At 65.2% G+C, this 17,353-nt stretch carries 16 protein-coding genes; 10 read left to right on the plus strand and 6 right to left on the minus strand.

Annotated features, from left to right (window positions below):
* Window positions 1-49: 49 nt before the first annotated feature.
* Complete coding sequence (locus BBA01S_RS27185; RefSeq protein ID WP_027819201.1) at window positions 50-709, plus strand: M24 family metallopeptidase; 660 nt, start codon at window positions 50-52, stop codon at window positions 707-709.
* Between the two features lie 169 nt (window positions 710-878).
* Window positions 879-1,799 (plus strand): LysR family transcriptional regulator, encoded by a 921-nt coding sequence (locus BBA01S_RS27190; protein WP_042297982.1) that lies wholly within the window; start codon window positions 879-881, stop codon window positions 1,797-1,799.
* Between the two features lie 198 nt (window positions 1,800-1,997).
* Here BBA01S_RS27190 and BBA01S_RS27195 read toward each other — a convergent pair whose 3' ends face one another.
* The 3 genes from BBA01S_RS27195 to BBA01S_RS27205 are packed head-to-tail and all read right to left on the minus strand — an operon-like array spanning window position 1,998 to window position 4,427.
* Complete coding sequence (locus BBA01S_RS27195; protein ID WP_042297983.1) at window positions 1,998-3,188, minus strand: NAD(P)/FAD-dependent oxidoreductase; 1,191 nt, start codon at window positions 3,186-3,188, stop codon at window positions 1,998-2,000.
* The gene (locus BBA01S_RS27200; RefSeq protein ID WP_027819204.1) at window positions 3,185-3,352 is read right to left on the minus strand and encodes a rubredoxin; all 168 of its coding nucleotides are present in this window, start codon (window positions 3,350-3,352) and stop codon (window positions 3,185-3,187) included. Before BBA01S_RS27200 ends, BBA01S_RS27195 begins: the two co-directional genes overlap by 4 nt.
* A gap of 19 nt (window positions 3,353-3,371) precedes the next feature.
* Window positions 3,372-4,427: an aromatic ring-hydroxylating dioxygenase subunit alpha gene (locus BBA01S_RS27205; protein WP_027819205.1), complete on the minus strand. Its 1,056-nt coding sequence runs from the start codon at window positions 4,425-4,427 to the stop codon at window positions 3,372-3,374.
* Between the two features lie 265 nt (window positions 4,428-4,692).
* On the opposite strand from BBA01S_RS27205, the gene BBA01S_RS27210 reads away from it, so the two are divergent.
* Window positions 4,693-5,775: a tartrate dehydrogenase gene (locus BBA01S_RS27210; RefSeq protein WP_027819206.1), complete on the plus strand. Its 1,083-nt coding sequence runs from the start codon at window positions 4,693-4,695 to the stop codon at window positions 5,773-5,775.
* Window positions 5,776-5,783: 8 nt separating this feature from the next.
* On the opposite strand, the gene BBA01S_RS27215 is transcribed toward BBA01S_RS27210, so the two are convergent.
* Window positions 5,784-7,217 carry an MFS transporter gene (locus tag BBA01S_RS27215; protein ID WP_042297991.1) on the minus strand — a complete coding sequence of 478 codons (1,434 nt, stop codon included), beginning with the start codon at window positions 7,215-7,217 and terminating at the stop codon, window positions 5,784-5,786.
* Window positions 7,218-7,312: 95 nt separating this feature from the next.
* Between BBA01S_RS27215 and BBA01S_RS27220 the strand changes: the two genes are divergently transcribed.
* Both BBA01S_RS27220 and BBA01S_RS27225 read left to right on the plus strand, forming a co-directional pair.
* Entirely contained in the window at window positions 7,313-8,173 is an 861-nt protein-coding gene (locus tag BBA01S_RS27220; protein ID WP_027819208.1) for a LysR family transcriptional regulator, read from the plus strand.
* A gap of 574 nt (window positions 8,174-8,747) precedes the next feature.
* The gene (locus BBA01S_RS27225) at window positions 8,748-9,845 is read left to right on the plus strand and encodes a porin (RefSeq protein ID WP_027819209.1); all 1,098 of its coding nucleotides are present in this window, start codon (window positions 8,748-8,750) and stop codon (window positions 9,843-9,845) included.
* Window positions 9,846-9,906: 61 nt separating this feature from the next.
* On the opposite strand, the gene BBA01S_RS27230 is transcribed toward BBA01S_RS27225, so the two are convergent.
* On the minus strand, window positions 9,907-10,689 hold the full coding sequence (locus BBA01S_RS27230) for an SDR family NAD(P)-dependent oxidoreductase (protein WP_027819210.1): 783 nt from the start codon (window positions 10,687-10,689) through the stop codon (window positions 9,907-9,909).
* Window positions 10,690-11,119: 430 nt separating this feature from the next.
* Between BBA01S_RS27230 and BBA01S_RS27235 the strand changes: the two genes are divergently transcribed.
* The 5 genes from BBA01S_RS27235 (at window position 11,120) to BBA01S_RS27255 (ending at window position 15,704) form a co-directional block, all read left to right on the plus strand.
* Complete coding sequence (locus tag BBA01S_RS27235) at window positions 11,120-11,989, plus strand: branched-chain amino acid ABC transporter permease (RefSeq protein ID WP_027819211.1); 870 nt, start codon at window positions 11,120-11,122, stop codon at window positions 11,987-11,989.
* Window positions 11,986-13,011 carry a branched-chain amino acid ABC transporter permease gene (locus BBA01S_RS27240; RefSeq protein ID WP_042297984.1) on the plus strand — a complete coding sequence of 342 codons (1,026 nt, stop codon included), beginning with the start codon at window positions 11,986-11,988 and terminating at the stop codon, window positions 13,009-13,011. The genes BBA01S_RS27235 and BBA01S_RS27240 overlap by 4 nt, the downstream gene beginning before the upstream one ends.
* Complete coding sequence (locus tag BBA01S_RS27245) at window positions 13,004-13,771, plus strand: ABC transporter ATP-binding protein (RefSeq protein WP_027819213.1); 768 nt, start codon at window positions 13,004-13,006, stop codon at window positions 13,769-13,771. The genes BBA01S_RS27240 and BBA01S_RS27245 overlap by 8 nt, the downstream gene beginning before the upstream one ends.
* The gene (locus BBA01S_RS27250) at window positions 13,755-14,462 is read left to right on the plus strand and encodes an ABC transporter ATP-binding protein (protein WP_027819214.1); all 708 of its coding nucleotides are present in this window, start codon (window positions 13,755-13,757) and stop codon (window positions 14,460-14,462) included. The genes BBA01S_RS27245 and BBA01S_RS27250 overlap by 17 nt, the downstream gene beginning before the upstream one ends.
* A gap of 63 nt (window positions 14,463-14,525) precedes the next feature.
* The gene (locus tag BBA01S_RS27255) at window positions 14,526-15,704 is read left to right on the plus strand and encodes an ABC transporter substrate-binding protein (protein WP_027819215.1); all 1,179 of its coding nucleotides are present in this window, start codon (window positions 14,526-14,528) and stop codon (window positions 15,702-15,704) included.
* Between the two features lie 62 nt (window positions 15,705-15,766).
* Here the strand turns inward: BBA01S_RS27255 and BBA01S_RS27260 are convergent, their stop codons facing one another.
* Window positions 15,767-17,347 (minus strand): class I adenylate-forming enzyme family protein, encoded by a 1,581-nt coding sequence (locus BBA01S_RS27260; RefSeq protein ID WP_027819216.1) that lies wholly within the window; start codon window positions 17,345-17,347, stop codon window positions 15,767-15,769.
* Window positions 17,348-17,353: the final 6 nt, after the last annotated feature.

The raw sequence follows: 17,353 nt of genomic DNA on the forward strand, positions 1-17,353 counted from the left end.
ACGCGAGAATATATTGATACCGACAACCCGAAAGATGGAGCCCCCACACGTGAACAGCGACACCCGAGAAGCCGTAGGCGCACCGTTTTCCGCCGCCGCGATGGAACACGCGCGCGCGAAGACGTGGCAGGCCGTCGATAACATCGCCGCGGCCATCAAACCCGGCATGCGCGAATCCGAAGCCAACCTGCAAGGCAAGGCGATTCTTGAGCAGATGGGCATGGATCGTATCTGGCATCCGGTGCTGATCCGCTTTGGCGAAAACACGCTGCGCACCTTCAAGGAGCGCTCCGAAACCGATCCCGTGCTGGGCGAGAACGATATTTTCTTCGTCGACCTGGGGGTGGTCTGGGATCGCCATGAGGGCGATGCGGGCGCGACCTTCGTGACCGGCGACGACGCCGAGATGAAGCGCTGCGCCGAGGCGGCAAAAACCGTCTTCGACGAAGTGGCCTCGCACTGGCGCAGCACCGGTTGCAGCGGCGCGGCGCTCTACGATTACGCCGCTGGGCGCGCGCAGGCGCATGGCTGGCGCCTGAATGTCGACATCAAGGGCCATCGCGTGAGCGACTTTCCGCATGCGATCTACAAGGCGGGCAATCTCGGCGACTTCGACCAGGCGCCCGCCGCGGGACTGTGGATCCTGGAAATCCAGATTGCGCATCCGACGCGTGCCTTCGGCGCGTTTTATGAGGATCTGCTTGTTTGATTGAGCTGTTTGCAGGCATGCGGCGCACAACATACCGATCATGCGCGCCGCATAATGAACCCCGCGCAGCGTGGCCTTGCCCGCCTACCAGGCGATTTCCCTGATTTGACGCACCGATATATCGCCACGTATACAACAAGCACACGTGTCTACACTATCGGCGGTTCGCATGTCCCGGGAAGTCATCGACTCCTATTTGCTCAAGGTTCTCCACACACTCATCACGCAAGCCAGCGTCTCGCGCACCGCAGCGCTGCTCGGCCAGTCACAGCCCACCGTAAGCGTCGCGCTGCGCCGCCTGCGTGCGATGACCGGCGACCCGCTGCTCGTGCGCAGCGGCAGTCGCATGGTGCCCACCAGTCACGCGCTCACACTGATCGAGCCTGCCGCGCAGGCGCTCGCGGGCATCGCCGCGATCCTCAATCCGACCACGGCTTTCGATCCCGCCACCACGCGGCGCACGTTCCTGATTGGCTCGCCCGATTATCTCGACGTGTTCTTTCTGCCCGCCATCGTCGACGCGTTTCATTCACAGGCGCCGCGCGCACGCATTGAATTCCAGCACCTGATGATGGTCGACGGCGGCTATGGACATGGCCTGGAAAGCGGCACGCTCGATCTCGTGATCGGCAACTGGCGCACGCCGCCCGAGCATCTGCATTTGCAGCCGCTATGCAAGGACGACCTGGTCTGTCTGTTGCGCGCGCAACATCCGATCAAGCCCGGCACGCTGAACCAGGCGATCTATGAAGAGGCTGAGCACCTGGCCGTGACGACGCACAACGCCACGGGCCTGGGCACCATCGACGCCGAACTCGCGCGCAACGGCCTGTCCCGCAACGTGACGACCACGCTGCCCTACTTCGGCATGGCGCCCTATGTGCTGATGCGCTCGAACCTGCTGTTCACGACCACGCGCGCGCTGGCGGCGCATTATTGCAATCTGCTGCCGCTACGCATCGAGCCTTTGCCCGGCGAACCACGCGCACTCACCTATTACCAGCTTTGGCACGATCGCACGCACCGCAGCACAGCGGCGGTGTGGCTGCGCCATCTCGTGGCCGATGTGGCGAAAGGCCTGATCCACTGAGCGCAACGCGCCCATACGAAAAAAGCACCGCGAGCGCGGCTCGCGGTGCGAAACGCCTCGTATCGGCCCTCCGCTGACAGGGTTGAGCGGACGCCGCTACGCGAGCGCGACAGGGGTCGGTCAGCCGAAGCTGCCTGTCGAAGAGGACGTGCGCGCGGGAACAGCAACGCGCGACTTGATTCGGCATCCGAATCGATGTTATGCGCCTGCGCCTGTCGCCATCGTCTTCAGCAACGCGGCCTTTTCGGCTGTCGCCGCGCCCAGCAGCGCGAAGCCGCTCATGCGCTGCGTCGCGTCGTCGGCACAGATGGCGCGTACGGCGTGGGCGTCGCCTTCCGTGCCGGCCTCGACTGTCCAGCGACCGTCTGCGCTGTCCGGCGTCACGATCACGGCGGGCACCGCAGGCGTCTTGACGACGACCGGCATGACCGGAAACGCCACGCGCGTGAGCGTCCCGGCAAGCGTCTGCGCAAGCGCGCGTGCCGCGTGCATGATCGGCAGCACATACGGCTGCACGCGCCCTTCAATCGCAGCGCAATCGCCGAGCGCATAGACATCGGGCGCACTCGTGCGGCACCATGCATCGGTGGCGACGCCGCCTTCGATTTCCAGGCCCGCCGCGCTAGCCAGCGACGTGCGCGGCACAAGACCTACCGCCGACACGACCAGATCCGCGTCGACTGTCGCGCCGTCGCTCAAGCTCAGCCGATAACCCGGCCCGCGCTTTGCAATCGACTGCACGCCGCGTCCCAGGCGCAAGTCGACACCCGCCGCTCCAAGCGCGCGCGCGAAAGCATCGCCGGCCTCGGTGGGCAGCAGACGGGCAAGCGGCACGGGCGCCGGGTCGATCAACGTCACGTCGTAGCCCGCCGCCAGCAGGTCGTTGGCGAACTCGCAGCCAATCAAGCCCGCGCCCAGCAGCGCCACCGACCGGCATCCCTCCAGCCGCGCACGAAACCGTGCGTAATCGCCGAGGTCGTTGACCGACAGCACGTCGCCCGCTCCATCGCCTTCCACCTGCACGCGGCGCGGGTCGGCGCCAGTTGCCAGCACCAGCGCGCGATACTGAAGGCGCTGCCCATCGACGACGATCGCATGTTCGTGCGGCACGATGCGCTCGACCTGCCGATGCGTCCAGACGCGCGCCTGCAACTGCTGCGCCATCGCCTGGGCGTCGAAGCGCGCAAGCGCGTGCGGTTCGGTGCGCGTCGCGAGCGCGTTGGAGAGCGCCGGTTTCGAGTAAAAGCGGCCGTCGTCGCGGCTCACGATCAGCACGGGCGTCTCGCTATCGAGCTTGCGCAGCTCGCGTGCGAGCGTATAGCCCGCCAGCCCGCTGCCGACGATTACGATGGATTCCTGACTATCTTCCGTTTGTGTCGTCGTGCTCATGCCACCACCTGCATTTCAAAGTCATGCTTGCCCGTTGCGCAGTCGGGGCACATCCAGTCGTCGGGCACGTCTTCCCAGCGCGTGCCCGGCGCAATGCCTGCCTCGGGGATTCCCGCGGCTTCGTCGTAACGGAAGCCGCAAATCACGCATTCCCAGATTTTCATGTTGGTGCTCCCCTTCGGCTCAACGCACGTACTTCTGGCCCAGGCCGATCTCGGCCAGCGCGCGGCGATACGCGCCCGACGAACGGTCGGCGAGAATCGGCGCTTCCTGCGAACGGTCGATCGGCAGGTCTTCGGGGCATTGCAGCTCGACAATCGCGCGGTCTTCTTCGAAGACCTGGCGGTTGAACGCATAGACATCGTCGAGCGGCAAGTCCTGGTCGAAATTGCGCGCAATCGGCACGAACAGGCGCGTGTGGCGTGCGGAAACGGGACTCGCCGCATTGAGGATCGCGAGGCGTCCGTCTTCCGGGAAATGCACCGTGAGGCGCGCGAAGAACGGCACGTCGACTTCGAAAATCCGGCGCCACACGAAACCTTCCGGCGCGCGGTGCTGCATCGACTTCGGGAAATTGCTCACGGTGCTCACGTATTCGGCGCGCAGGCCGTTCGGGCGGCGCTCCACCGAATACTGCGGCACCACCGGGTTATGCCGGTCTGCGAAGCTGTCGTGATGGATCCACGCGAAATGCGCGACGTCGATAAAACCCTCGGTCTGCCGACCCGCCGATGCGTGAATGTCGATCGAAGGCGGCAGGATCTGCTGATAGCCTTCGGTGTTCCAGGCCGGGAATTCGGGCAATGGCACCTCGCCGCCGCCCAGCGATACCCACACGAGGCCATAGGCTTCCTGCGCGGCATAGGTCGTGAGGCAAAGACGCTCCGGGATCGGCCCTTCGGGCTGCGAAGGAATATGCACGCACTTGCCGCTCGCCTCGTAGGACAGGCCGTGATAGGGGCACACCAGATTGCCGTTATCGACCCAGCCCTGGCTCAGCGGCGCGCCGCGATGCGGGCAGACGTCGCGCGCAGCGACCACGCGGCCCTGGGTGCGATACACGACCAGCGCTTCGTCCAGCAGCGTGACGGAAATGGGCTTGTCCTGCACGTCCGCCGCGAACGCGACGGGATGCCAGTAACGGGCGAGGATTTCCCAGTCGTGGGAATCGAACGTGCAGTTGCGGGGAATGGCCGGCTGACGTGGCCGCGTGAGCGCGGCAAGCTGGGCTTGCGTCATGTTCTTGTCTCCTGGATCGTGGGTATCGTCGTAGCGTTTCGCGCTTGAGTTAAAGAGACCCGGCGAAAGGCGCTGCGTGGAAACAACGATAGCGAACCCGGCGCGCGCAACCCATACCCGCGCGTCCATGTAGTCTATGCACGCACCGGCATGGCGCCGATTCGTGAACTGGAGTTAAAGATGCTTTAAATGCCGCGGCGGTTGTCACGACGCCGAATGGGTAGAGTCGGTTTCATCCCGGTTTCCATTCAGGCAGGACAGCATCATGAAGACTTATCGCATCGCAACCATTCCCGGCGACGGCATCGGCAAGGAAGTCGTGCCGGCAGGCCGCCAGGTGCTCGAAGCGCTCGCGAAGCACAGCGATCGTTTCGCTTTCGAATTCGAGGATTTCGACTGGGGCGCCGACTACTATCGCGCGCACGGCGCGATGATGCCCGCCGACGGCCTGGACGCGCTGCGCGACAAGGACGCGATCCTGTTCGGCTCGGCGGGCGATCCGGACGTGCCCGATCACATCACGCTCTGGGGCCTGCGCCTGAAGATCTGCCAGGGCTTCGACCAGTACGCCAACGTGCGGCCCACGCGCATCCTGCCGGGCATCGACGCCCCGCTCAAGCGCTGCGGCCCCGGCGATCTCGACTGGGTGATCGTGCGCGAGAATTCCGAGGGCGAATACTCGGGCGTGGGCGGCCGCGTGCATCAAGGCCATCCGATCGAGGCCGCCACCGACGTGTCGATCATGACGCGCGCCGGAGTCGAGCGCATCCTGCGCTTCGCGTTCCGCCTCGCGCAATCGCGAGCGCGCAAGCAACTCACGGTCATCACCAAGAGCAACGCGCAGCGCCACGCGATGGTCATGTGGGACGAGATCGCGCATCAGATCGCGGTGGAGTTTCCGGACGTCAAATGGGACAAGGAACTCGTCGACGCCGCGACGGCGCGCATGGTCAATCGGCCCGCGTCGCTCGATACGATCGTCGCGACCAACCTGCACGCCGATATCCTTAGCGACCTGGCCGCGGCGCTTGCGGGCAGCCTCGGCATTGCGCCCACCGGCAATATCGACCCCGAGCATCGTTATCCGTCGATGTTCGAGCCGATCCACGGATCGGCGTTCGACATCATGGGGCAAGGGCTGGCGAATCCGGTCGGCACCTTCTGGTCGGTCGTCATGCTGCTCGATCATCTGGGCGAAACCGAAGCCGCCGCGCGCGTGATGCACGCCATCGAAGCCGTGACCGCAGACCGTTCCCTGCATACGCGCGACCTGGGCGGCAACGCCACCACGGCGCAGGTGACGGCGGCCGTCTGCGCTTTGCTCGACAAAGTGAGCGTGACGGCCTGATTTAAAGGCTAATGCAGCGATGACGAACCGGCGCGGCACGCCTTCACGCCTGCCGCCGCCGGTTGCAGCGCACGCGCGTCCAGCGTGCGCCACGCGACGCCCAGCGCCACTGCCAATAACGTCGCGGACACAACCAGCGCCTGCACGAGGCCATGCATGAACAGCACGCTCTGGGTGTGGCGCACGAAGAACCCGAACAGCGCCACACCCATCACGCCGCCCACCTGACGCGCAGCATTCAGCAGCCCCGATGCAATGCCCGATTGCTCGCGCCGCACCGCCGCCAGCAGCGCGTTGGTGAGGGTCGGCACCGCCAGCGCAATGCCGCCGCCTGCAACCAGCATCGGCGCGACCAGCCACGCGTAAGACTGGGTGGCAAGCGCGGGCAGCATCGACAGATAGCCGACGATGGCCGTCGACAGCCCCGCCATCGCGAGCCTGCGCGCACCCGTGCGACCGACGAGCCGCCCCGCCGCGATATTCATGACGACGAGCACGGCCATCATCGGCAGGAATGCCAGGCCGGCGCGCTCGGCCGTGAAATGCCAGACCGTCTGGAACAACAGGCTGAAGGTGAAAACGATGCCGTAAAACACGAGGTTTGCGATCAGGCCGATGAACGTCGTGCCGCTGACCGTGCGGTTCGCGAACAGCGCGAGCGGCAGCATTCCGGCGGGGTTGCGCGCCTGAAGCCACACGAACACCGCACCGGACGCGATGCTCAATACGAAGGCCGCGCCGATCAGCGGGTCTTGCCACGACAGGCTGCTCGCCTCGGTCAACGCGAAGGCGAGCGCGGCCAACGCGAGCGCGCCGCTCACCTGGCCGAGCGGGTCGAGGCCGCGCCCCGCATGGCCGCGCGAAAGCGGTGCGTAACGCATCGTCATCCAGAGCCCGATCGCGCCAACCGGCACGTTGACGAGAAAAATGCTGCGCCATCCAAACGCGGCAATCAGCAGACCGCCAATCACCGGCCCGGCCGCGAGCGCGATGCCGCCACCCGCCGACCACCAGCCGACCGCGCGGCTGCGCGCGCCGGCATCATGAAACGCCTCGCGCAATACCGAAAGCGAGTTCGGCACCAGCAGCGCGGCCCCCAGGCCCTGCGCGAGGCGCCAGCCGATCAGCGCCGCCAGCGACTGCGCCAGCCCGCAGCCAACCGATGCGCAGGTGAACAGCGCGTAGCCCACCACGAACACGCGTTTCGCGCCGAAGCGGTCGCCCAGCGCGCCCGCCAGCAGCAGCGCCGATGCAAACACCAGCGCGTAAGCGTTCACGACCCATTGCAGGCCGGTGACATCGGCGTGAAAGGCGCCGCGCAGCGCGTCGAGCGCCACGTTGACCACGCTCACGTCGATCGAGACGACGACAAAGCCCAGGCAGGCCGCTAGCTCCACGAAGCCGGGTTGGGGGCGCACGGATGTTGCGGTCGATGTTTGCATCGTCATGCCTTCAAAACGGAAAGCGTCAGCGTAAGCCTTCCTGTTCTGTGCGAATATTCCCCATTCGCGCACAGTAACTGGGAGAAAACGCACCGATGTTCGACTGGGAAAATCTTCGCTTTTTTGTGGCTGTCGCGCAGACCGGCAGCCTTTCGGCGGCAGCGCGACAGCTCAAGGTCGATCACGCAACCGTCGGCCGCCGCCTGAGCGCGCTGGAAGCCGACCTCGAAATGCGCCTCGTCGACCGGTTGCCGCGCGCGTGCCAGTTGACTGCGTCGGGCCGCCAGATCGTCGAACTCGCGCAACGCATGGAGGCCGAGGCGTTCGCCATCGAGCGGCTCGCGCGCGCGGTTCAGTCGCCGATGCAGGGCAAGGTGACGATCAGCGTGCCGCCCGTGCTCGCGAGCAACTTCTTCGCGACCACGCTGGGCGCGTTTTCGCAGCGGCATCCGGGCATCCAGTTGGCGATCGCAAGCGAGGCCCAGCGCGTATCGCTCGGGCGGCGCGAAGCGGATCTCGCCTTGCGCCTCGCGCGTCCGGACGAGCCGCGCAACGTCACGCGCAAGCTCGGCACCATGCCCTTCGCGCTCTACGCGCGCCGCGATTACGCGCAGGCGGTGCAGCCCGCCGAATGGGCCTTCATCGCGTACGAGGCGCGACTTGCGGACATGCCCCACGAACAATGGCTGCGTGCGGCGGCAGGCGAGCGCCCCATCGTCTGCGAGGTGAGCGACATCAGCACGCAACTGGCCGTGGCGCGCACCGGCATCGGCGTGGCGGGCCTGCCCGTCTTCATGGGTGACGCCGACCCGGCGCTCCAGCGCCTGCCCTGGTCGGGCGAAGCCTTTTCGCGCGATATCTGGCTGGTGGTGCACGACGACCTGCGGTACTCGCCGCCCATTCGCGCAGTCATCGATTTCGTCGCCGAGATGGTGGGTCAAACATTCAATTCCTGAGCGCCGCCGCTTAAAACGGACTCCGAACTAATTATTGCGCGCCGCATAAAATACGCAGCAGCGCACGCGTTCCTGCCCACTTTGCCAATCCTTTCCAGATTGTCGGCCATACGACAATTCGCCTTGCCTGTACACCCACCTTATTAGAATTAGAGTGTCGCCCCCACGTTTCCCCCAGGGTGACGTTTCCGTACGACCGTACAAAAATAATCCCCGTCTGACAGACATTCCGGACAATCTTGCGAGCCCTACCTGGTATGTGGAGAGGCAATCGGTGAACGAGCAACAGCCTGAACTTGCGAACCGAATCCGACACGCAGCACGCGGCAATTTCCCTTGCGCGCCTCAGCGGTGTCACTGGCCTCGCCGGCAAGACGTCCTTCCCGTGTTACCGCAGCAATCCCCGTAACGACGTCCGCGTGACGCGTCGAAGCCGGCCCTGCGCTGTTTAACAAGGCTGGCAACCCGCACGGATGGCGCGCATGCGCCACGTCCGCGCACCCTGACGCGCCCGCGGCAAGAAGTGCACTGATCCAACCAATTCCAAGCCACTCCAGTCGATCAGGATTCCAAAATGTCAAAACGCAATACGCTACGCAAGAAACTGCTTGCCACCGGGGTCGCAGCGACGGGGCTGATGGGCATGGCAAGCGCCGCACATGCGCAGAGCAGCGTGACGCTGTACGGTATCGTCGATGCTTCGCTGCTTTACACCAGCCACACGATGAATATGTCGACGGGCCAGAACGAGGGGCACCAGTACTCGTTCACCGACAGCGGCATGACGGGATCGAGCTTCGGCATGCGTGGCGCCGAAGACCTGGGCGGCGGCCTGCGCGCGGTCTTCACCCTCGAAAGCGGGATCAGCGTGGCCAACGGCGCGTTCAACAACTCGAACGGCAACTTCTTCGGCCGCCAGGCGTGGGTCGGCATCGACAGCCCGTACGGCTCGATGAAGGCCGGTCTGCAATATTCGCCGTTCTTCCTCTCGCTCTACGACACCGACCCGCGTGGCATGTCGTATTTCGGCAGCGGCCTCGTGAGCTACGTGAACAACGTCTACGTCACAGGCCTTTTCAACAGCAATTCGCTCACCTATACCTCGCCAGAAATCTACGGCATCCAGGCTGCGGGCATGATGGCGCTGGGTGGATCGGCGGGCGACTTCCAGGCGGGCCGGCAGTATTCCGCAAGCCTGCGCTACCATCTGGGCGGCCTCACGCTGACCGGCGCGCTCTATAACGGCAACTCGGGCGGCAGCGCCGCGAGCACGCCGGTTCCAAGCACGGTCGAATTCGTGGGCCGCACCCTGGGCGCGACCTATCGCTTCGAGAACAGCCTCACTGTTTCGGCCTCCTATGCGCTTTACAAGGTCGCGGGATCGTTCGACAACAGCGTCTATTCGGGTGGCGCGAGCTACTTCGTCACGCCCTACCTCAACGTGAACGCGGGCGTCTGGTACACGCGCGACGGCAACAATGGCGCGAATCACTCGATCATGACCTCGGCGGGCGCACAGTTCTTCCTGTCCAAGCGCACGACGCTCTACGGCCAGGTGGGCTACGTGAACAACCACGGCCGCATGGATACGGGCCTGTCGATCAACAACGCGCTCTACGAGGTCAACGGATCGACGGTGGGCGCGAGCCTCGGCATCCGTCATATGTTCTGATCGCGGCTGGCGGCGCAGGACATGCGGCCCGCTCACGAGGCGGGCCGCGTGGGCAGTGCAGTCAGACCTTCATGCCCGGCAGGTTGAGCGAAGCGGTATTGCCGCCGTCCACGGGCAGCGCCTGGCCGGTGACGTAGCTGGCATCGTCGCTGGCGAGAAAGGCAATGGCCGCGGCCACTTCTTCGGGGCGGCCCGGACGGCGCAATTCGCAGCGATAGCCCAGCCGGTCGGTCTTGTTGAGTTCGCGTGCGCGCTCGAAAACGGGCGCCGTCATGCCCGTTTCGATGAGGCCGGGACACACGGCGTTCACGCGGATCTGCGAAGGCGCGAGATCGCAGGCGCTCGTCATCGTGAGGTTGATGACCGCCGCCTTGGACGCACTGTACGCATTGCCGCCGGCGCCCGAACGCACGCCCGCCACGGAGGCCACGTTGACGATCGCCCCTTGCCCGCGCGCGATCATCGCCTGCGCGGCCCATTTGGTGAAATGCACGACGCCCATCAGGTTGACGGAGAGAATCTGCTGCCAGACCGCCGTGTCCGTTTCGGCGACGATCGAATAATCGCCGCCCGCAATGCCCGCGACATTGCAGAGCACGTCGATTTCGCCGAAGCGCTCGCGCACCCCGGCGACGCAGCGGGCCACGTCGTCCTCGCGCGCCACGTCCACGACGCCGTGCCACACGCGCGCCGCGTCGAAGCCCGCCGCGACGTCCGCGAGCGCGCCCGCCTGCCGGTCGACGAGCGCGACCGACGCGCCCTCGTCATAGAGCCGCCGCGCCGTTGCGCGGCCAATCCCGCTGGCCGCCCCGGTCACGATGGCGACCTTGTTGATGAAACGCATCGTCCCTGCCCTCCATTCGCATTGCTCGTTGAGGATGAAAACACGGATTCCGAATTGCAGAATCATTGCCTGCATTGCAGAACTTAACCACGCGAAACGGACACGTCAAGGCAGTCAGTTGGCCCCAAAGAGGAATCGCTGCACCGCAAAATTCATGTATTCCAGCTAAAAAATACGGGGTCTCCAATTTTCGAACGATCGTCTGGTATTTTCCCCAGGCTGACTGCACTGCAGAATTCATTGCCAAATTGACCCTGGCCGGAAGTGCATGCCGATGTCGCTACCGACGGCCCGTTCTCGCAGCAACCGCATGATCGAAACGCCTGCCGTGATCCCGCACATCGGAGCACGGCAGTTCAATCTCCGGCCTTCGCCTGCATGCCGCCGCGCGCGGCAGACGACGCAGAAGGCCCGTATTCGGGAGGTGACGGTGGATCTGTTTTTGCAGCAGGTGCTCAACGGCCTGACGCTCGGAGGCATTTACAGCCTCGTCGCGTTAGGCCTCACGCTGGTGTACGGGATCATGGCCGTGCCCAATTTCGCGCACGGCGCGTTCTACATGGTCGGCGCGTTCGCGGCGTTCTACCTGACCACACGATTCGGGCTGGGCTACTGGAGCGCGATGGCCGCCGCCGCCGTGTGCGTGGCCGTGGTGGCCGTGCTCGCAGAACGTCTCGTGTTCTTCCCGCTGCGCAATGCCCCCGAACTCGCGCCGATGATCGCGGCCATCGGCCTCATGCTGTTCCTCGAAGCGGCCGCGCAGGCGCTCTGGGGCACCGACTTCCACCGCATGTCGCCGCCGTGGTCGGGCGTGCTCGAATGGAACGGCGTGATCGCGCCCATCCAGCGCCTGCTCATCATCGCCGCTGCATTTGGTCTCGTGCTGGCGCTGCAGCTGTTCCTGCACCACACGGTGGCCGGTTCCACCATCCTCGCCGTGGCGCAGAACCGCGAAGGCGCGGCGCTCATGGGCATCGATCCGCGCAAGGTCGGCATGGCCACGTTCGCGCTCTCCGGCGTGCTGGCCGCCGTGGCCGCCGCGCTCTACGCGCCCATCAACCTGGTCTATCCGGCGATGGGTCAATTAGTGATCCTCAAGGCATTCGTCATCATCATCCTGGGCGGCATGGGCAGCGTACCGGGCGCCGTGGTGGGCGGGCTCATCATCGGGCTGGCCGAAAGTTTCGGGGCCTTTTATGTTTCGCCCGACTACCAGGACCTGATCGCTTTCGTGCTGCTCGTGGCGATCCTGTCCCTGCGTCCGCAAGGGCTCTTTTCGCGGGAGATGCGCGCATCATGACGAAAACACCTCACGCTCCTCACGCTTCCGTGACGCGCAACCTCGGCTGGATCGCGTTGTTTGCCGCGGGACTCGTGCTGCCGTTTCTCGTGCGCAACGACTACTCGCTCACGGTGATGTCCACCGCCTATATCTTTGCGCTCGCAACCGTCGGCCTGAACCTGCTGACCGGCTATACCGGCCAGTTCAACCTCGCGCATGGCGGCTTCATGGCGGTCGGCGCCTATACGGTGGGGATTCTCACGGTCGATTATCAGGTGCCGTTCTGGGCCGCGTTTGCACTCGCGGGCGTGCTGAGCGTCGTGCTGGGCTTTTTCGTCGGCATCGTCTCGCTGCGCCTGAAGGGCAATTACTTCGCAATCTTCACGCTCTGCGTGGGCTACATCATCTTTCTCGTCATCGAGAAATGGGACAGCGTCACGCACGGCGTCGTGGGCATCATCGGCATCGCCGCGCCGCCCGATATCGGCCCGGTCTCGTTCGAAAGCCCGCGCGCGCTCTATTACCTCACGTTCGCGTTCCTTGCCGCGGGCATGTGGCTCATGCATCGCATCGTGCATTCGCTGGTGGGCCACACCTTCGTCGCGATCCGCAACAGCGAGCATCTGGCGCAGGCGCTGGGCATCGATCTCATGCGCAACAAGATGCTGGCGTTCCTGATCTCGACGTTTTATGCAGGGATCGCGGGCGGCCTGTATGCGGGCTTCGTGCGCTTTCTCGGCCCCGATCTGGCCAACATCAGCCATACGTTCGACATGACGATGTATGCGGTCGTGGGCGGCATCGGCACGCTGGTCGGGCCGCTGCTGGGCGCGATTGCACTGCCCTGGCTCACGCAGTCGCTGCAGTTCATGCAGGACTATCGCTTTCTCGTGTTCAGCCCCTTGCTGATCGCGCTGCTGATTTTCCTGCCGCGCGGTCTCGTGGGCCTCTATCAGGGCGTGCGCAGCCGCATCGCGCTGCGCGAAGTGGCTGCGCCGCCGGCGCGCCGCGCCACCTCAAGCGGAGACGGCCATGCTTGAAATAAGCACGCTCTCAAAACAGTTCGGAGGCCTGAAGGCCGTCACGAACGTCAGCACGCAGATCGACGAAGGCCGCGTGAACGCCATCATCGGCCCGAACGGCGCGGGCAAGACCACCTTCTTCAACCTCATCAGCGGCATGTACCGGCCAAGCGCGGGCGCGATCCGCCTGCGCGGCCAGGACGTGACGGGCTTGCGCGCCGACCAGATGGCACGGCTGGGCGTGGCGCGCACGTTTCAGGCCACGGCGCTGTTCGAAGCGGCTTCGGTGCTGGAGAACCTGATCGTCGGGCACCGCCTGCGCACGCGCTCGAATCTCTGGGACGCGTTGTTGCGCACCTCGCGCTGCAAGCTTGAGGAGCGCACCTGCCGCGACAAGGCGCGCGAAGCGCTCGATTTCGTGGGCCTCGCGCATCTGGAGGCGCGGCCAGCAGGCGGCATCACGCAGGAAGAACGCAAGCGTGTGGCGATAGCGCTCGCGCTTGCGACTGACCCAACGCTGCTGCTGCTCGACGAACCCGCGGGCGGCGTTAACCCCGAGGAAACCGACGGCCTGGCCGCCTTGATCCGCAAGATCGCGCGGCGCGGCATGACCGTCTGCCTCGTCGAACACAAGATGAGCATGATCATGAACCTGGCGGACAAGATCATGGTGCTCGACCACGGCGAGAAGATCGCCGAGGGCACCCCCGACGAAATCCGCAAGAACCAGGCGGTGATCGACGCCTACCTCGGGAGCGAACATGCTGACGTTCAATGACGTAAGCCTCGATTACGGCAGCTTCCGCGCGCTGCACGGCATCAACCTGCGCGCCGACGAAGGCGAGCTGGTCGTGCTGCTGGGCGCGAACGGCGCGGGCAAAAGCTCGATCTTTCGCGCGGCCAGTGCGCTCACGCGCGCGAGCACCGGGCAGATCCGCCTGAAGGACGTCAACCTGGTCGGCAAGCGTCCCGCCGATGTCGTGCGCGCCGGCGTGATCCACTGCCCCGAGGGACGCAAGCTGTTTCCGGCGATGTCCGTGCTCAAGAACCTGATGCTGGGCGCGTACACGCACCGGCGCGATCGCGCGGGCAATCGCCAGCGCCTCGACGACGTGCTCACGCTCTTTCCCGATCTGGTCGGCCGCAAGGACGATCCCGCGGGTTCGCTCAGCGGCGGGCAGCAGCAGATGGTGGCGATTGGCCGCGCGCTCATGAGCCGCCCGCGCGTGCTGCTGCTCGACGAGCCGTCGCTGGGCCTCGCGCCGCTCATCGTCAAGCAGACCTTCGAGGTGATCCAGCGCATCAATCGCGCGGGCACGACCGTGCTGCTCGCCGAGCAAAACGCGCACGCGGCGCTCAAGATCGCGCATCGCGCCTATGTCGTGGAATCGGGCCGCATCGTGCTCGAAGGCACGTACGAAACGCTGGCCGGCAACGAAGCCGTGCGGCGCGCTTATGTGGGCGGTTGACGCCTCCATGCAAAACGTTTCGATTCAGCGGTTCTTCATCGTCACTCCTTCGAGGATACGTTCATGATCGTCAGGAAGCTGTCTCTCGCCGTTGCCGCTACGTTCGCTGTTTCATTGACCCTGGCTGCTCCGGCGATGGCGCAGGAAGCCGTTGTCCATATCGGCTATTCCGGGCCGCTTAGCGGCGGCGCCGCGAAATACGGCCAGGAAGTGCTGGAAGGCATGCAGATGGCCATCGCCGAGATCAATCAGGCGGGCCTCGTGGTCGGCGGCAAGAAGGTCAAGATCGACGTCGTGGCGCTCGACGACCAGTACAACCCGAGCGAGACCGCCATCAACGCGCGGCGTCTTTCGCAGGAATACAACGCCAGTGTCGTGCTGGTGCCGCACTCGGGTGGTTGCTATGCAGTCCAGACCATCAACCAGCAGCAGAAGCTGCTTCTGCTTGCCTACACGAGCGTGCCGCAACTGGCCGCGCGCGGCAACCCGCTCACGATACGCATTCCGCCTGAATTCACCTCGTACACGCCCGCCTTCGTGAAGTACGAGATGGACAAGTTCGGCAAGGACGCCGCCATCGCCAACACCGACACCGACTACGGCAAGGCCTGGACCGCCGCCTTCAAGCCCGCGTGGCAAGCGGCGGGCGGCACCATCGTCGCCGACAATCCGATGTCGTATAACCGCGCGACCGACTTCTACAGCGGCGTGAGCCGCGTACTGGCGGCGAAGCCCAAGGTCATCTTCGTGGGCGGGCCGTCCGAGCCGACGGGGCTCATCATCCGCCAGGCGCGCGAACTGGGTTTCAAGGGCGGCTTCGTGGTGATGGACCAGGCCAAGCTCGATGAAGTCGCGAAGATCGCGGGCGGCTATGGCGCGCTCGACGGCTCGATCGGCGTGATGCCGATTGGCGACGATCCTTCGCCGGATGCGAAGTCGTTCGTCGCGCGCTTCTCGAAGACGCACGGCGGCCGCCTGCCGAGCCAGGAAGCCTCGCTCAACTACACGGCCGTGTGGGCCACGGCGCAGGCGATGAAGGTTGCAGGCACAACCACTGACGCGACCGCGATCCGCAAGGCTTACGACCAGGCGCTCAAGTCGCTCGCGGCGCAGAATAATCCGCATGGGCTGACGGGCGTCGATGCGCGCGGCGGCATCACCATGGGCCGCGCGGTCGTCGCCGTGGTGGAAGGCGGCAACATCAAGGCGCTGCCCGATACGGCGGTGGCGTCAGCGAAATAAAGCCGGACTGAACGCAAACGGGCCGCATCCGCGGCCCGCTTCGAACGATAAAGAACCTTGAATCAATAAGCGCGCGAAGGCTTGAAACTTTCGCGCAATTCGCGCTTGAGTACCTTGCCGATCGCGCTGCGCGGCAGTGCATCGGCGACAACGACTTCGGCCAGGCGCTGCATTTTTCCCAGCCGCTCGTTCGCCCATCCTGCCAGCGCCTCGGTGTCTGCTGTAGCACCCTCACGCAACGTCACAAACGCCACCGGCGTCTCGCCCCAACGCTCCGACGCGATGCCCACGACCGCCGCTTCCGCGATATCCGCATGCTGCAGCAGCACCTGTTCGAGGTCGCTCGGATAGACGTTGAAGCCGCCCGAGATGATCATGTCCTTCTTGCGATCCATCAGCACGAGAAAGCCATCGTCGTCGAAGCGGCCAATATCGCCCGTGCGGATAAAGCGCTGGCACTCGCGGTCGTACCACTCCGCTTCCGCCGTCTTTTCAGGCTGGCGATAGTAGCCCGTCATCATTGTCGGCGAGCGGCCCACGATTTCGCCGATGCTGCCAGGCGGCAGTTCATCGCCCGCCGCATCGATCAGGCGCATCTCGTGGCCGGACATCACCCGGCCCACGGTATGCAGCTTGTCCGGGTGGTCGTTGGCGCACAGCTCGCATGACGCGCCGCCTTCCGTCATGCCGTAGAACTCGGTCAGGCTGCCGGGCCAGCGGCGCACGACATCGGCTTTCACGCGCGCACTGAACGGCGCACTCGTGCAGGACTTCGAAACAAATGCCGACAGATCGTAGCGGTCGAAGTCCGGCTCGGCCATCAGGCGCTGATATTGCACCGGCACGAGCATCGTGTGCGTGGCGCGATGCTGCTGCGCCAGTTCCAGATAACGTTTTGTTTCGAACTTCGGCATCAGCACGACCGTCCCGCCCAGCGCCAGCGTGGGGAAAAAGCTCACGAGCGTGGTGTTCGAGTAGAGCGGCGTGGAAATCAGCGTGACCGCGTGCGGGCCATAACCGCGCTCGATGCTGCGCTGCGCGTAGGCGAAGCGCATGGCGTGCGACTGCACGATGCCCTTGGGCAGGCCCGTCGTCCCCGACGAGTAGATGATGTTGAACGCCCATTCGGGCCTGATTTCGACATGGCGCGGCACCGTCCCGCGCGGCGCGAGCCAGGCGTCAATGCCCTTGGTGTCTTCGGCGTCGCCCTGTGCGTCCAGCCGCACGCTGCGCACCGCAGGCGGCGTCGCCGCCGTTTGCAGGGCCTCGCGCACGGCGGCGTCTACAAACAGCACGCGCGCGCCGGAATTCGCGATCATGCCCGCGAGGCTGTCCGGATGCGAGGAAGGCGCGAGCGGCGCGACGGCCGCGCCCGCGCGCAGCGCGCCCAGGAACACCGCCACATACCAGGGCGATGCGTTCGCGCAGATCGCCACCACGTCCTCGGGCACGAGTCCGTCGCGTTGCAGCGCGCTCGCGCACCGGTCGATCATCGCGTCGAGATCGGCGTAGGTATAGGCCGCACCGTCGCAGATCAAGGCGGGCTGGTCGCCCTGCTCCACCGCCCATTTGCGGACCTGGTCGCCGATGCTCGCAAACGGCGCGTTGACCGGGTCGGCAGCCAGATGAGAATTTGCATTCATGGCCTT

The sequence above is a fragment of the Paraburkholderia bannensis NBRC 103871 genome (assembly GCF_000685015.1).
Classification (GTDB): Bacteria; Pseudomonadota; Gammaproteobacteria; order Burkholderiales; family Burkholderiaceae; genus Paraburkholderia; species Paraburkholderia bannensis.

What these genes read in the sequence shown, in the direction of transcription:
- BBA01S_RS27205 (WP_027819205.1), bottom strand. Translation starts at nt 4,427, where the DNA reads ATGACGCAAGCCCAGCTTGCCGCGCTCACGCGGCCACGTCAGCCGGCC.
- BBA01S_RS27250 (WP_027819214.1), top strand. Translation starts at nt 13,755, where the DNA reads ATGCTGACGTTCAATGACGTAAGCCTCGATTACGGCAGCTTCCGCGCG.
- BBA01S_RS27260 (WP_027819216.1), bottom strand. Translation starts at nt 17,347, where the DNA reads ATGAATGCAAATTCTCATCTGGCTGCCGACCCGGTCAACGCGCCGTTT.
- BBA01S_RS27220 (WP_027819208.1), top strand. Translation starts at nt 7,313, where the DNA reads ATGTTCGACTGGGAAAATCTTCGCTTTTTTGTGGCTGTCGCGCAGACC.
- BBA01S_RS27255 (WP_027819215.1), top strand. Translation starts at nt 14,526, where the DNA reads ATGATCGTCAGGAAGCTGTCTCTCGCCGTTGCCGCTACGTTCGCTGTT.
- BBA01S_RS27240 (WP_042297984.1), top strand. Translation starts at nt 11,986, where the DNA reads ATGACGAAAACACCTCACGCTCCTCACGCTTCCGTGACGCGCAACCTC.
- BBA01S_RS27245 (WP_027819213.1), top strand. Translation starts at nt 13,004, where the DNA reads ATGCTTGAAATAAGCACGCTCTCAAAACAGTTCGGAGGCCTGAAGGCC.
- BBA01S_RS27215 (WP_042297991.1), bottom strand. Translation starts at nt 7,217, where the DNA reads ATGCAAACATCGACCGCAACATCCGTGCGCCCCCAACCCGGCTTCGTG.
- BBA01S_RS27225 (WP_027819209.1), top strand. Translation starts at nt 8,748, where the DNA reads ATGTCAAAACGCAATACGCTACGCAAGAAACTGCTTGCCACCGGGGTC.
- BBA01S_RS27230 (WP_027819210.1), bottom strand. Translation starts at nt 10,689, where the DNA reads ATGCGTTTCATCAACAAGGTCGCCATCGTGACCGGGGCGGCCAGCGGG.
- BBA01S_RS27210 (WP_027819206.1), top strand. Translation starts at nt 4,693, where the DNA reads ATGAAGACTTATCGCATCGCAACCATTCCCGGCGACGGCATCGGCAAG.
- BBA01S_RS27190 (WP_042297982.1), top strand. Translation starts at nt 879, where the DNA reads ATGTCCCGGGAAGTCATCGACTCCTATTTGCTCAAGGTTCTCCACACA.
- BBA01S_RS27200 (WP_027819204.1), bottom strand. Translation starts at nt 3,352, where the DNA reads ATGAAAATCTGGGAATGCGTGATTTGCGGCTTCCGTTACGACGAAGCC.
- BBA01S_RS27195 (WP_042297983.1), bottom strand. Translation starts at nt 3,188, where the DNA reads ATGAGCACGACGACACAAACGGAAGATAGTCAGGAATCCATCGTAATC.